The sequence below is a fragment of the Rosistilla ulvae genome (assembly GCF_007741475.1).
In the GTDB taxonomy this organism is placed as follows: Bacteria; Planctomycetota; Planctomycetia; order Pirellulales; family Pirellulaceae; genus Rosistilla; species Rosistilla ulvae.
Map to the genome: position 1 here is coordinate 3,455,403 of NZ_CP036261.1, position 14,688 is coordinate 3,470,090.

Below are 14,688 nucleotides of genomic sequence, written 5' to 3' on the forward strand. Positions count from 1 at the left end.
CTTCCCCCTCCTATGATAACACTCTGTTGAGACTGATTCGCAGTATCAGGACGAATGGCAACGACGCAGTTTGCCAGGGAGCAGCCTGTCCTCAGCCAGCCACGCTCGGATTCCATCGCTTCGGTTCCGTGAAACCGTTAGCGATCCAACCCGTTTTGCAACCTTTGCATGGAGCTGCTGTGATGGCACTTGATTTCCTTGACGTCGAACGTTCGACGAACCCTTCCCTCGCCAAGAACCGTAAAAACGCTGGCTTTACCCTGGTCGAACTGCTGGTCGTGATTGCGATCATCGGGATCCTGGTCGGCCTGTTGCTGCCGGCCGTTCAAGTGGCTCGCGAAGCCGCCCGCCGGATGCAGTGCGGCAATAATATGAAGCAGCTCGGCTTGGCCCTTCACAACTACGCCTCGACCTATAACGAAGCCTTCCCGAACAACGGCTGGTCCTATACCGGTGGTTACCCCGCCGATTTCTCTCCGTTTGCAAAGCTGCTGGCTTACGTGGAACAGGAGAATCTGCAGGACCTTATCGATTTCAACATCTACATGGGACATCCCGCCGTCGCCGACCTGCCAGTCGAATTGCGGGTGGCTGCGGCAACACGCGTCCCTACGTTCGAATGCCCCAGCGATGTCGGGGCCGATCTGCACTCGATGACCCTTCCCTCGGGGACGGCGATCGCCGTCGCGGGAACCAGTTATGCGATGAACCAAGGGAGCGGGATGGACGGCGCGTTTCATCCGGGCAACGGAACGCCATCCAACGGATTGTGCTGGATCGGATCGAAGATCAAGTTCCGCGACGTGATCGATGGGACCAGCAATACCATCGCGTTCGCCGAGACGACGATCGGGGGCGGCACCGACATCGCCTCGCCAACGCCGATTCAAGACGTCCGCCAATATCGCGCCAATACATCGACCGTCGACGTCGCGACCGTCAACACTGCCAATTCGAGTGGCCTCAGCGGGGTGCAAGGGAGCATCACGTCGTGGCGTGGGGATCGCAACCACTACTGGCTGCGCGGCAGTGTCCCCAGCGGCCCGGTGATGAACGGCAGCCTGACGCCCAACAGCGAGGTCCCCGACATGGTGGTCGGTTCGTCGAAGATGACAGCCGCTCGCAGCTACCACCCTGGAATCGCCGTCGTTTGTCTTGTCGATGGAAGCGTCCGCAACGTCAGCGACACGATCGATCTCAACGCTTGGCACGCCAGTTGGACTCGCGGCGGTGGCGAAGTACAGACGGTTTCGGGCCAATAGGATTGGCCTCGGCGCTGCCGCATGCCGCCGGTCAATCGGCGGCGGGCTGCAGTCGGGCTTGCATGAATCTCAAAACGTTCGCGCGAGCCCCCTCATCCATGAACGCCAATAGATGTCCCAGCCCTTCGACACGGACAAATTCGCTGTCGATCTTCATCTCGACCTGGCGGCGGTAGAGGGCTTCGGCGCTCCCGATCGGGACCAACAGGTCGCCAGTGCCATGGTAGAACAGCGTCGGCGGATCGCCGGCGCTGGCCAACACCGCTGGCGAGCCAAATTCGTAGGCTTCGGGGCGCTCGCGGCGTGTGCCGCCGAAGAAGTAGGCCAACAGCGAATTATCCAACGGGAGATCGCGAAAATCGGCCGGCGTCCCACCGGCGACAACCGCGATCGGGCGATGGAGCTTGCCCCAGCAGGGATCCTCCGCCGGCAGCAGCGTCGTCTTGCCGATCGTTTCGGGCGATTCGTCACCCAGCATTGCGATCATGCTGCACAGATGCGCCCCGGCGCTGTAACCAAACATTCCCAACCGCTGCAGATCCCAGTGGTTTTCCGCGGCGTGGTCGTGGATCCAAGCCAACGCGCCGCGCACGTCATCCAGTTGAGCGGGGAATTTGAAGCTTGGCGCGAGGCGATAGTTGATCGAGACGGCAGCGATCCCGTGCTCGGCAAACATACGCGCGTAAGTCCCCGGCAACGCCTTGTCGCCACTCATCCACGCCCCGCCGTGAACGACCAACACGATGGGACAGGTTCCATCGACTTCTGCAGGTTGGTAGATGTCGGCCATCAACGGGCCTTCGCTGGTCGTTTGATAGGGCACATCCAAGCGAACCGAATAGCCCGCCTGTCGACTCGGTTGCGTTTCGTCGGCCGAAACGCCTTGGATCGCGATGAGAAGAATCAGTGGTAGGCCGGCGACAATTTGGATAGTGTTCATTTAATCAGCCTAAAGAGCCGCCAACACCTCCGCAACACCGACGCCCCCCCTGGGCATATCACTGTCGGAGTTTAGGCAGTATTTAGTAACCCGACGCGTAAGCGACTCACCGCGTGGATTCCTCTCTTACGCGTCGGGGTACGATTTCCCCTGGCGTTCCAGCTTGAAAATGGGATTGCCCCGCCGAGGCACTCCGCTGCACCGCCGCACGATGTTCATTGCCACCGATGAACGGGCACCCCCGCTATCCCCGCCCCACATTCGCCGGTCGGCTAGTACGTCGACGCAGCAATGCGTGGGGGAATGTGGCGGCCCGAACCGGGACTGCCGATTCAGCGGCTTCGATACGCTGCCAAGTTGACAGCAACCGCCACGGAAAGGCCGCCGGCTGACAAATCAAAAACTTTCCATCGGCGACAAGTTCGGGAAAATCCAAGCATTTTGGCCGTCAGACGGTTTCTGATGCGGGCGGGAGACGTTTGGCACAGCGATTGCTTATGGTGGCAGCAAACGCATTTCGAGTGCCAACTGGTACCGGTCTATCGAGAACTCGCATCGGCGAGGGAGGGATAGTCGGGCCATTGACTGATAATGAAATTTGACTCAACCGTTCTGGAGGTGTGACGGAAATGGCAGTAGCAACAAAATCGAAGACAAAGATTGGACTGCAACCGCTCGGCGATCGCTTGGTCGTCCAACGTGAGGAATCCGAAGAGACCACCGCGGGTGGAATCGTGTTGCCAGGTTCGGCACAAGAAAAGCCCGCTCGCGGTACTGTTGTCGCTTTGGGCGATGGCAAGCTGTTGGACGACGGCTCTCGTGCTGCTCACCAAGTCGCCGTGGGCGATCGGGTGATCTTCAGCAGCTACGCTGGCGAAACTGTCGAAACACAAGACCAAGAATACCTGCTGATGCGTGAAGACGACATCTTGGCTGTCATCGAAGGCTAGGGTCCCACCCCATCCTCGACACAACGATGGACGCCATTGGCGATCCGTCAACAAAGTCAGGGTGATGCGACAACCGCATCGGGCCCTTTCCTGTTATCAACGAACAACCTAAACACCATCTATTTGGAGCGATTAGATACCGATGGCAAAAATCATCGCATTTGAGCAAGAAGCACGCGAAGCGATCCGTCGCGGCGTTGGCAAGTTGGCGCGAGCCGTCAAAGTGACTTTGGGTCCTAAAGGCCGCAACGTCATCATCCAGAAGAGCTTCGGCAGCCCAACCGTCACCAAGGACGGCGTCTCGGTCGCCAAGGAAATCGATCTGGAAGACGTCTATGAGAACATGGGCGCTCGCATGGTTCGCGAAGTTGCCAGCAAGACCAGCGACGTCGCTGGCGATGGTACCACCACCGCGACCGTGATGGCCGAAGCGATCTTCAACGAAGGCCTCAAGGCAGTCGTCGCGGGTGTCAATCCGATCCAAATGAAGCGTGGTATCGAGCAAGCGGTTGCCGACATCACCGGACAATTGACCAAGATGGCGATCAAGGTCAAGACGAAGGAAGACATGGCCAATGTCGCCACCGTCGCTTCGAACAACGACCGTGAAATCGGTGGCCTGTTGGCCGACGCGATGGAGAAGGTTGGTAAAGACGGCGTGATCACCGTCGACGAAGGCAAGAGCCTGCACACCGAGCAGGAATGGGTCGAAGGTATGCAGTTCGACCGCGGCTACCTGTCGCCATACTTCGTCACCGATTCGACCACCATGCAAGCTGTCCTCGAAGACGCTTACATCTTGGTCTTCGAAAAGAAGATCTCGAACATCAAGGACCTGGTTCCTGTCCTGGAACAAGTCGTTCAACAAAGCAAGCCTCTGTTGATCGTCGCCGAAGACGTCGACGGCGAAGCGTTGGCGACCTTGGTCATCAACCGCCTGCGTGGCACGTTCAACTGCGTTGCCGTGAAGGCACCTGGTTACGGCGACCGTCGCAAGGCGATGATGGAAGATATCGCGATCCTGACCGGTGGCGAAGCGATCTTCGAAGCTTTGGGCACCAAGTTGGAAAACGTCGGCATCGCTCAACTTGGCCGCGCCAAGAAGATCATCGTCGACAAGGACAACACCACCGTGATCGAAGGCGCTGGCAAGAGCAGTGAGATCAAGGGACGCATCGAACAGATCCGTCGCGAGATCGAAAACTCGAGCAGCGATTACGACAAGGAAAAGCTGGAAGAGCGTTTGGCCAAGTTGGCTGGCGGTGTCGCCAAGGTCAACGTCGGTGCTGCGACCGAAAGCGAAATGAAAGAGAAGAAGGCTCGCGTCGAAGATGCGTTGCACGCAACTCGTGCTGCCGTTGAAGAAGGCATCCTGCCAGGTGGTGGCGTCGCTCTGTTGCGTGCCAGCAGCAAGGTTAAGCCAGGCGAAATCTCCGACGACGAACTCGTCGGTTACAACATTGTCGTGCGTGCTTGCCGCGCTCCTTTGACGATGATCTCCGAAAACGCCGGACAAGACGGTGGAGTCGTTTGCGAAAAGGTTCTCGGATCCAAGGGCAACTACGGTTACAACGCCCTGACCGACACCTACGAAGATCTGGTTTCGGCCGGTGTCATCGACCCGACCAAGGTTACTCGCACCGCACTGGGCAACGCTGCTAGCGTCGCCGTTTTGTTGCTGACCAGCGACGCCTTGATCGCTGAAAAGCCTAAGGAAGGCAAAGCAGGCGGCCACGGTGGCGATCACGACATGTATTAATCGACACGCTTGTTGATTAGATCGATCGATGAAACCTCAGCCTCTTCGGCTGAGGTTTTTTTATGCGCGGTGCCAAATCGGAAAAGCCTGCAAAATGCTGCACGTTCGACCATCTGAACCGGCACTTTCGCGCCCCTTCATTGCGACATCTTCGCACGCTATCGCCTTGTGCGATGAGAAACTGTGCCGGTCGTTTGGGTTCGCCGACCCGGTCGTCTGACGTTTCCCGCATCGGGTTGTGCTGCCCCTCAGGTTTGCAGCGATCGAACCGATAACCCCCAACAAGGCATTCGCAACGAACATGACGATGGCCGGGGCGTTCGGGCCTCACCAGGATCGTCGACTCTTTCCGAATCAACGTTAGGCTAGGATGCTATGAGACGTGTCACGACCAGTTTGACCCTTATCTTCGCGACGACATTGACCGGGTGTGCCACCACCGGAAAGGGACGCGTTGCCGATAGTTCGTCCGCTTCGGATTCGGCGCCGATCGCGTCGCAACCCACGCCCGCCGCACCGGCCGACAGAAAGCCCGTGATTGCGACGGTCGCCTATCGCGTGGAGGGCGAAGCGACAGCGGACCAACAGGGACCGGCTGTCGACCAAACCACGCCTGTTCAAGAATCCACCCAAGGTTCAGCGACTGGTTTGACGCTCGCCCCCGCCTTCATCCCCGAGAACGATTTCTCACCGGCCGGCGATGGATCGGTCGTCTATTCGGTTGTCGATACGATGCAGCCCGCGACGGCTTACACGCTGGTCGACATCGAACAGATGGCCCTGCAGAACAATCCCGCTATCGCCGAAGCCAACGCCGCTCGCAGCAAAGCGGCCGGATTGCGACATCAGGTCGGGATTCGGCCGAATCCGACGCTCGGATATTCCGGGCAGCAACTGGCCGATGAAGGGACCGATCAACACCTGCTGTTCCTGGAACAGGAGTTCGTCACGGGCAACAAGCTTGGGCTCAATCGGGCCGTCCTTTCGCATACCGCGTCGGCCCAACGTTGGGAAATCGAGACACAACGATATCGTGTGTTGACCGATGTTCGCGTTCGCTTCTATGAAGCACTCGCTTCGCAGCAACAACTCGATGCGACTCGCGAATTTGAAACGGTTGCCAAACGAGGCGTCGAGGTCGCAAGGCAGCGACAGGAAGCGGAAGAGGGAACGTTGATCGAAGTGCTGCAGGCGCAGACGATGCTCAGCGAAATCACTTTGGCAGCCGAGCGTTCGGAGCTAGCGTATCGCGGGGCGTGGCAAGATCTCGCCGCCATCGCTGGATTGTCCGCCGCGTCGCCGGCCCGTTTAGTCGCGGAATTGAATCCCCCCGCCGCCGCTCCCAATTGGGAGAACGCTTTCCAGGAAATCGTCACGCAAAGTCCAGAGATGTCCGTTGCCAACGCTTTGGTTTGCGAGAAAGCGGCGTTCCTGAAGCGACAACAGGTTCAAATGCTTCCCAACATCACGGGCCAACTGGGGGCGGGTTTTGATAACGGAACCGATTCGGGCATGTTGAATGTCCAGTTCTCCGCGCCGATTCCGGTTTGGAACAAGAACTCGGGCAACATCTCCGCCGCCTACGCCGACTATCGCCGCGCCGTCGAGAACGTCAAGCGGATCGAGCAGTCGATTAAGTCTCGGTTGGCCCGAACGGCGCAAGATTTCGATTCCACGATCGCGACCGTCAAAAAGTACGAGGAAGAGATCATTCCACAAGCGACCAAAAGCTTGGAGTTGTCCGAGGAGGGCTACAAAGCGGGCGAACTGGAATTCTTGCAGGTCCTGATCGTGCGACGCAGTTTCTACGACTCGATGATCCGATTCATCGAAGCCAAAGGGCAATTGGCCCAAGCCAACGCCAAGGTCGATGGTTTGCTGTTGGCCGGTGGCTTGGATGCACCGCAGGACTACACCGATGGTGACGGGATCCGGGGAGCCTCGCTGGGCGGACAATAAGCGATTGATGCAACGCGATTCGTGAGGCGTTAATGGAGTCGGTCCGATTCCAATAACGCCTACCGACGACGGGGAATCTTCAAACGCAATACCGTTCAACGAAGGAGCCTCGGACCGTCGCAAGAATTAGCGGCGTGATGTAGTGGACGAGGTTACGAATCCCAGCGATTTGGTCTGATGCATGCAAAAGGAATCGTGGCCTTGTCCACTACGCTTCGTTGAACGGTATAGTCTTTAAATGGCGTTCGCCTCCCAAGTGCCAATGGACTTCGTGTCGCCGTCTCGGCAAACATGCGGCCGACTCAACATCCCGCACGGGGCACTCGCTGGCTGGCATTCTTTGCGTTCGTGATCATCTCGTCGTTCTAACGGCGACGCGGTAGCCACCAGGAAAGGCATTCCAGCTCTGCCACCCCACCGCTTCTACGCCCGGACGCTTCCAACGCAACGCGACCGCCTCAATCTCTCCTGGAAAGCGGCGCTGAAGCAACACCGGCTGAGCCGGCGGCTGAGTCGCACAAAGATGCGACGCAGCGGTGATTGCAAGTTATCGATCGGAATCACGTGAACCCGGTCTGCGGTTGAACGCTCCTGTTGTGAGGCATTGAGCTTTCCATGCCAATTCAGCCCCAGCGTCTTCTTAAGATAGGGAACCCGATCGATGCGTCTTTCGTGATAATCCGATTCGCGAACTTTGTTCAGGGGCGATGCATTGGTGACACCAAAGCGTCGACCCGCTTCATTCCTAATGATTTGACGAATCCAAAATGAAAGTTGCATCCCCATCGTGGCAGCGGACAACCGTCGCGGCTCGGATCGCTGGCGAGGATATTTGCTGTGGCGATTACGTGACCGTTTTGAATGAACAACTGGAACTGCCATCCTATCTGTGGTCTTGTTCGGCAACCTCGCTGCCGCCGGACGAACTGGTTCGCATTCGCTATATGCCGCAAGAAGCTGGACATCCGCTGAAAGTGATCGGTGTCTGCCTGCCGTTTGTTTATGCCAAGAACGACCGAGCGGCGGTCGTGACGATCGACACTCGCCGACAACAATTAGTCCGACTGGACCGCAAATGCGCCCGAAACGTTTGGAAGCAGTTAAGCAAGAAGGTCGCCAAGAAGAAGCGTTAGCCCGACCTGCCATCCGCGTCCGAGAAATCCAGCTGCCGTCGTGGCGGCAGCTGGACCGGCGCGTTTACCTGGCGAAGCGCAATGGGACTAGCCCATCTTCTTGCGAGCGTTTGTTAGGCCCTTGGACATCGTGTCGGCCAGCTCGGCAGCGTCCATCGCTGCCAGAACCAAAAACGCTTCGCTAAGAACTCGTTTTGTGACAGCGGCGTTGATCGCCGTCTTGTCGGTGTCGACTCGCGTGCAGACTTCGTTGTAGAAATCGGTAAGCTTCATATCATCCCTCGATATTGTTGGCGGTCCAAAAAAGAAGCCGCTGAGTATAACGCAATTGTCGTTGGCGTTCGATCGCAGTTTATCGCTCGCTTGCTTTCGGTTGACCGGGGGCGGCCCCCAACACTCCGTTGCGGCCCATCTGATCGTGAAGGGCTTCGCTCAACTGGCTCGTCAAATCGCCGCGGTTCTTGGCGATGTTGGTCGTCTCATTTTCGTCGACGCTGTGGTCATACAGCATCGACGCCATCGTCCGTCCCGATTTATCGCGATACTCGGAAAAACGAAATCGATCGGTCCGAATCGTATCGCCCGCTTGGTACCGCCCGACCGCCGCGGTCTTCCACGGGGCGTTGGTATCACCCATCAACGCGACGAGACTCTTTCCCTGCAAGTGCGTCGGCAACGGCAACTGGGTGAGTTCACAGAGGGTGGGATAGATGTCGATCGATTCGACAAGGCCCGATCGCCGCTCTCCACCGTTGACTCCCGGCGCTCGAATGATCAAGGGGATCTGCATCGATGTTTCATAACATGAGTGCTTGCACCACAGCGTATGTTCGCCCAGGTTCCAACCATGATCTCCCCACAGCACAACAACGGTGTTGTCGGCCAGGCCGAGGGCGTCGAGTTCATCCAACACGGTGCCGATCAGCGCGTCGACATAGCTCACGCAAGCGTAGTAGCCATGAATTAGATGCTTCGCCGTTGCGTCGGATACCGGCCCTTTCGATGGTATGCCGGCGTAAGCTCGCAATTCGCCCGAACTGTGAAGCGATTGAGGCGGGGCGTCTTGCGGCGTGGCGTAATTTGGGGGCAACTGAATAGCATCGCGGTCATACAGATCCCAATACTTCTGCGGTGCGATGAATGGGAGATGTGGTTTGAAGAAACCGACAGCCAGGAAAAAGGGTGAGTCCTGTTTCTTCAACCTCCTCAAATCGGCGATCGCACGCTCGGCTAATTTGCCATCGGCATAAGCATCGTCGGCGACGTCGGCCGCCTCCCACGCCGGCCCTCGCGTGCGGCTACCTTTTCTCTGTCGCTGTTCATGCAAACTGTGGTTCTCCGGGCGGCGATACCAGGGGATTCCCGTCGGCCGCCATGCGGGTTCCGACCAACCAACGGCATTGTCCTGTGGATGATGGAAGATTTTGCCCAACGAAACTGTGTGGTAGCCGTTTTCCCGGAAATGGGTGTTCAGCGTCTTGATACCGGGGGCATCTTTCTCCGCCCAGGCGAGATAGTTTACGAAGCGATTGCGGGACGGGCGGATGCCGCTCATCATGCTGGCCCGCGATGCACCACACGTCGGAACCATACAATACGCCCGTTCAAACAAAACTCCCGATGCCGCCAGGCGATCGATGTTCGGAGAATGAATATGTTGTTTTCCGTAACATGCGAGTTCCGGCCGCAGATCGTCGACGGCGATGAACAGCACGTTTGGTCGTTCCGCAGCGCCAACTTCCACAACCATTAACGCCAAGCCTACAGCTAACAATCGCAGCATCCCAAGCCTCCATCTATTGGTGAATCTAGATTCGCCATCAAGTTCGGATCGGAAGAGACCATCTACGAGACATAATCACCTCCGAAACCCACCGCTGACGTCCCCGCATTGTAGCCAGTCGCGTTGCGTCATGCTGGGCAGGTCGTGGCCGCTCCGCCGACGACTCCACGTTTCACACGTTGGGCGGTCGCATACCAGCAGCCCTCCCTCATGCTTTGTGTCTTTTGTGGATCTTCGTGGCGAAACGGTCAGCCACAAAGATCCACAAGAATCACAAAACGAGAACCCGATAGAGACTCGGACTTCTTTGAATAAAGTAGGCGAAGGATGGATCAATACATTGTACGCGACTATTGAGACGCCTTTGATCCTGAGTGTCGAAGCGTCGGTAGAGTGCAGTCTGGGGGCGCAAGTTTTGACTGTCTCTAAACGTCCGGTTCGCCAACAAATGGTGTCCCATCGCGAAGCGTCAGATTTGACGCAAATGGAGAGCGGCACCGTCGGCGAAGGACAACGGTGAAGACCTGGCCGCGAACCGGAGACTCAGAAGCTGAATTGCATCTGGGTGCGAAACAGCCAACCGCGATCGCCGGGATTGACGTCCAGCGCCGACGAACTGATCGGAGCGCCATCGAGCCGGGTGACGTCGGTGACCAACTTGGCTCGATTGCCGCGCAGATACCACGCCAATCCTGCCCCGACCTCGTCGGTACTCTGGTCGCTTGCCCCAAGCGTCCCCGAGTCGCCGTCGACTCGGGACCAACGGGTCAGCACCTGCAGCTTCTCTGGGACGACAAAATATCCCACTTGAAACCAAAATCCATGGTCTAGCAAGCTTGGGAGCGCCGCCCCCTCGAAATCGCTCAGGTTGCGAAAGTAGTATTCCATCGTTGTCGACCAACCGCGCCATTTGAACGAGGTATCGACGGCGAACTGTGCAACGTGATAGCTGTCGACCGCGACTGGAAGGATCGAGGCGAAGGTCTGTCCCGAATCGACGACGCGCGGCGTGTTGAATTCCGTCGATCCGTTGCGGCTGATCGTCGTGCCAGCAAAGGCGCATCCGACCCGCATCGCCAGTCGATCGTGCGATTCGAAATCGGCCAGTTGGGAACTGCCCCAGTCGCCGATCGGATAGCCTTGCAGCCGAATCGAGTAGGCGAAGTTGTCGTCCAGGTTGCCGCTGCTGCCCGTCTCCGCACCGCCGGTGACAAACCCGTTGAAGATCGCCGTTTCCCATTCGATCGGAATCGCAGTGTGCTTCGATTGTCCAAACAGCCCGATGGCGAGACTGCGGTTGACGTCGAAATAAGTGCTTGCGACCGACCGATCGCTAAACTCAAACTCTTTACCCGACAGCCAGCGTGCCATGGTGAATGGCATCTTGTATTTGCCAGCACGGAAACCAAACGTCCCCTTCTCGAATCCAAACTGCGCATGCCCGATGTCGTAGTTGAGGTAGAAGTCGAGCAGACGCATGTTGTCGCCACTGCTGCTGCGGCCGTCGAACTGCGTGAAATAGTTCAGGTCGGGGAGGAACGCGTTGCCCGACAGTATCAGCCGCGCCCGCTTCATTTGGAACTGATTCAGATCGGTATTGGGGAGAGCGACGTCCGACGCGGTATGACGCAGCTGGCCCCATCCGTTGACCTTCAATCGAAACGGAAACGCATCGGTCTCCAGATTGCGTTCTCGTAGGCTGGCGAGCACAAATCCATCGTCGTAACCGACGCGGATGGTGTCCGAAAAGCGACGCAATTCGGCCGACGCGACGGCGCCGTCTCCGGGCGTCCAGGGCGAACGCGGGTCGCCGATGTCGCAGACCTGATCCGCCGCGGGGCTCGACCGATCGGCAGCCGCGTCGTAGCTGGCGGGGGCTACCGCGTTGCTAGCGATCATCGATTCCTGAGCGAACGCGGGAACGCTCCCCAGCGAAACGATCAGCGCGACATTGATTGCGATTGCGGTAAGGAAGCGCACATCCGGATCCAGAGTCAGAAGTGGTCGATACGGGACAATACTATCCATCGGCATCCACCGTTAGATCCCGCACGATTGGCATCAGTGTCGGGACTGGTCCGACTGGGTAAACCGTACGGAGTGTTGCCCAGGCGGTTCGTCCGGACTCTCACAACCGGAAAACTTTGGGGGACCATTCCATTTTGCGTCCCTTGCCAACCGATCTGATATTCCGTGTGACTGTTCGTAAACGTAGCCCCCGTTGGACGCAGGTTTTTGCGTCGGCTGCTCCGTTTGCTTGAGGTCCCGCAATCGAACATGGAGGTTTCGGTTATCGCGATTCTCCATATATAAAGTCGGTTGTGCGCAAGCGTCTGATTCCAAACCTGTTATGCCATGCCGTTCTGCTGGTCGCGATCACCGGCTGTGGATGCATGCGCTCCGACCGGTTGCAATCGCCGACGCTCGTTAAGCCATCTTTGGCTGGGTGTTGGCACGACGGATGGCTTGGTCTGGGATCGCTGATCGCGGGCCAGGGAAACATCGACGACTTTGAGCGTTACCGCTTACAGGCTTCGCTGCATCCAACGGCAGAGTCGTCGACCGCGTTGGGCGAAAGAGCGTATGCTGTTGCGGAACGACTGCATGGCCGGTGCGACCACCGCGCCGTCGACTACTGGGCGCAGACGATCGCCTGGCTCGATGATGGCCAGCGGCGTTGTGGGCTCCGCGGCGGGAAGGAGACCAGCGATCGAATCGCTCGCGTCCGACACAGTGCACTGATTCGGATCCTTTCCTGTGGCCAGAAGTACGGCCGCCTGGACCCCGCATCGCACCTGACGATACACACCAACGCGGGGCCGATTCAGGTTCCCATCGTTCACCATGGTTTCCCTTGGCGGCAGAGCGACTTTCAACGCCTGATGGTCTTTGAGTCGCCCGCCTCTGCGCTCGGCAACGTCTGCGGACGCGGCGTCCCCTTGATCGTCTTCACCTCGAAAACAACGGGCCAGCAAGCAACGAATGGCTGCGGTGAGGCCTGCGATGCGTGTTGCACCGTCGATCCGGCAACGAACAACCGCTGCCAAAGATTCTTGGATTCGCGGTTGCCGTTTGCCGCAACGGCGCTGTTGGATCTGCCGGTTTCGCTATTTCAAGGCGCAGCGACGAGAGCCGGCCTGGAAACCGATCGATTCAGGGCCGCAACGATGCGGTTGGTCAATCCATTGGGGGGCGACCTTCCGGAGCCCTGCGATGGAATTGCCAAGAGTCCCGCGATGCCGCTCTACTACGCGCGTCAGAACAGTCAGTACAGCCCGGTCGTCGCCTTTATGGGAGGCGACAACGGTGTCGATCGGCCCGAACTGAAGTTCCTCGAACCGTACCAACCCGACAAGATTCCATTGCTGCTGGTGCACGGGCTGCTCTCGAATCCCGCCACGTTCTTGGAAGTCGCCGACGCCGTGCGCGCCGATCCGGTGCTCAGCAGACGGTATCAAATCTGGGTCTTTCGCTATCCCACCGGGGATGACTTTTTTGAATCGACCGCCATCTTGCGGGAACAACTTGCTGCCGCGTTTGCATGCCACCCCGACGGGCCCAATCAACAAAATCCGCGACACCGCGCCGTGATCGTGGGGCACAGTCTAGGCGGGTTGGTGGCGAAACTGCAGGTCACCGACAGTGGCGATCGGTTGTGGCGTTCGATCGCCAACGGGCCATTGGAACAGATGCGAGCGTCGCCCCAAGAAATCGCTGGCTTCAGGCGCTCCTTCTTTTTCAAGGCCAGCCCAAATATCGGACGCGTCGTCTACATCGCCACGCCACATCGCGGCTCTCCGTGGGCAGCCAGGTGTATCGGTCGGATCGGATCCTCTTTGGCCGGGTTCCGTTCCGATGACAAGCGGAAATTTCAGAACCTCGTCGCCGCCAATCCAGGTCTCTTCTCCGGAGCGTTCACCGATTCATTGCCATCGAGTGTCGATCTGCTGCGGCCGAGCAGTCGATTGTTGCAAGCCCTCGCCGCGACGCCATCATCACCGCGCATCGATGTCCACTCGATTATCGGAGATTGTTTTCCGCTGCCACGATCGGGACCATCGGACACCGTGGTCCCCGTTTCCAGCGCCTATCGAAAAGAAGCAGTATCGACAGCGTATATCGACGCAACCCATACATCGATTCTCCGCTCCAACGACGCGCAACAAGCCCTGCTGGAAATCTTGAGATTACACATCGCGGAATCAGCGTCCGCCGGTTGTGACTGTAGGGCCGAGGATCCGACAACACGCCTACTAGCCCCAATCGCATCGAACTGACGACGACGGTTGCCTTCACCAACGACCAAGTCGCGTTGGCATGAAGCCAACGTCAACGCGAAGCGCACCCGGCGTTTCCGCACGAGCCGTTTGATTTGATCTTGCTAGATGTCCAGATGCCGACCATGGATGGCTTGGAAGCGACAGCGGCGATCCGCGCCGCCGAACAACCTCCGGCGCGGATCCCGATCATCGCGATGACAGCATCGGCGATGAAAGGAGATCGCCAGCGCTGCCTCGACGCCGGCATGGACGACTATCTATCGAAACCGATCGAAGCTCAACAGCTCTACAATCGGCTCGCCACGCTCTCCGCAAAGCTCGCCTCCGCCCCACCCCAAGCCCGCTAACCCGCCGACGCTGCTCTGCTTCAATCCAACCGCGACGGCATCCACCTTCGACGAATTAAAGTCCCGTTTAAAAAGCAGAGTCCGACGATGGACAATCGCTGCAACATCCCGCTTGTGGCGACAAAGTGGCGCATCTTCGCGACAAGTTGTAGACACCGTTTAAGCAGTAGATTAGCCCTAAGCGCAACATCCGGAAAACGGTCATTTCGGCACTTGGTTTTGACCAAAGGTGTCACTCTGTCGGGTATCCTGGCGAGTTCAACAAACGCGAGGGA

General features: G+C 58.2%; 10 protein-coding genes and 1 pseudogene. 7 read left to right on the top strand and 4 right to left on the bottom strand.

All coding sequences use genetic code 11. The annotated features are described in order from the left end of the window. Positions 1 to 182: 182 nt before the first annotated feature. Positions 183 to 1,262: a DUF1559 domain-containing protein gene (locus EC9_RS12270; protein ID WP_145345557.1), complete on the top strand. Its 1,080-nt coding sequence runs from the start codon at positions 183 to 185 to the stop codon at positions 1,260 to 1,262. Positions 1,263 to 1,293: 31 nt separating this feature from the next. Here the strand turns inward: EC9_RS12270 and EC9_RS12275 are convergent, their stop codons facing one another. Beyond that, positions 1,294 to 2,202, bottom strand: coding sequence for an alpha/beta hydrolase (locus EC9_RS12275; RefSeq protein WP_145345559.1), 909 nt, complete (start codon positions 2,200 to 2,202; stop codon positions 1,294 to 1,296). A 629-nt stretch (positions 2,203 to 2,831) separates the two neighbouring features. On the opposite strand from EC9_RS12275, the gene EC9_RS12280 reads away from it, so the two are divergent. The 4 genes from EC9_RS12280 (at position 2,832) to EC9_RS12295 (ending at position 8,003) form a co-directional block, all read left to right on the top strand. Then, positions 2,832 to 3,152: a co-chaperone GroES gene (locus tag EC9_RS12280; protein WP_145345561.1), complete on the top strand. Its 321-nt coding sequence runs from the start codon at positions 2,832 to 2,834 to the stop codon at positions 3,150 to 3,152. Positions 3,153 to 3,294: 142 nt separating this feature from the next. Further along, positions 3,295 to 4,911: a chaperonin GroEL gene (gene groL / locus EC9_RS12285; protein WP_145345563.1), complete on the top strand. Its 1,617-nt coding sequence runs from the start codon at positions 3,295 to 3,297 to the stop codon at positions 4,909 to 4,911. A gap of 375 nt (positions 4,912 to 5,286) precedes the next feature. Continuing rightward, entirely contained in the window at positions 5,287 to 6,870 is a 1,584-nt protein-coding gene (locus EC9_RS12290; RefSeq protein WP_145345565.1) for a TolC family protein, read from the top strand. Between the two features lie 767 nt (positions 6,871 to 7,637). Continuing rightward, positions 7,638 to 8,003, top strand: coding sequence for a hypothetical protein (locus EC9_RS12295; protein ID WP_145345567.1), 366 nt, complete (start codon positions 7,638 to 7,640; stop codon positions 8,001 to 8,003). Between the two features lie 87 nt (positions 8,004 to 8,090). Here EC9_RS12295 and EC9_RS12300 read toward each other — a convergent pair whose 3' ends face one another. The 3 genes from EC9_RS12300 to EC9_RS12310 form a co-directional block, all read right to left on the bottom strand. After that, complete coding sequence (locus tag EC9_RS12300) at positions 8,091 to 8,276, bottom strand: hypothetical protein (RefSeq protein ID WP_145345569.1); 186 nt, start codon at positions 8,274 to 8,276, stop codon at positions 8,091 to 8,093. A gap of 79 nt (positions 8,277 to 8,355) precedes the next feature. Beyond that, entirely contained in the window at positions 8,356 to 9,786 is a 1,431-nt protein-coding gene (locus tag EC9_RS12305) for a sulfatase (RefSeq protein WP_145345571.1), read from the bottom strand. Positions 9,787 to 10,329: 543 nt separating this feature from the next. After that, a complete protein-coding gene (locus tag EC9_RS12310; protein WP_218934763.1) occupies positions 10,330 to 11,814 on the bottom strand; it encodes a porin in 1,485 nt (494 codons plus the stop codon). A 293-nt stretch (positions 11,815 to 12,107) separates the two neighbouring features. Between EC9_RS12310 and EC9_RS12315 the strand changes: the two genes are divergently transcribed. Then, positions 12,108 to 14,063, top strand: coding sequence for an esterase/lipase family protein (locus EC9_RS12315; protein ID WP_145345575.1), 1,956 nt, complete (start codon positions 12,108 to 12,110; stop codon positions 14,061 to 14,063). A 71-nt stretch (positions 14,064 to 14,134) separates the two neighbouring features. Then, positions 14,135 to 14,413: pseudogene (locus EC9_RS12320) on the top strand (response regulator); the annotation flags it as partial. Positions 14,414 to 14,688 lie beyond the last annotated feature (275 nt).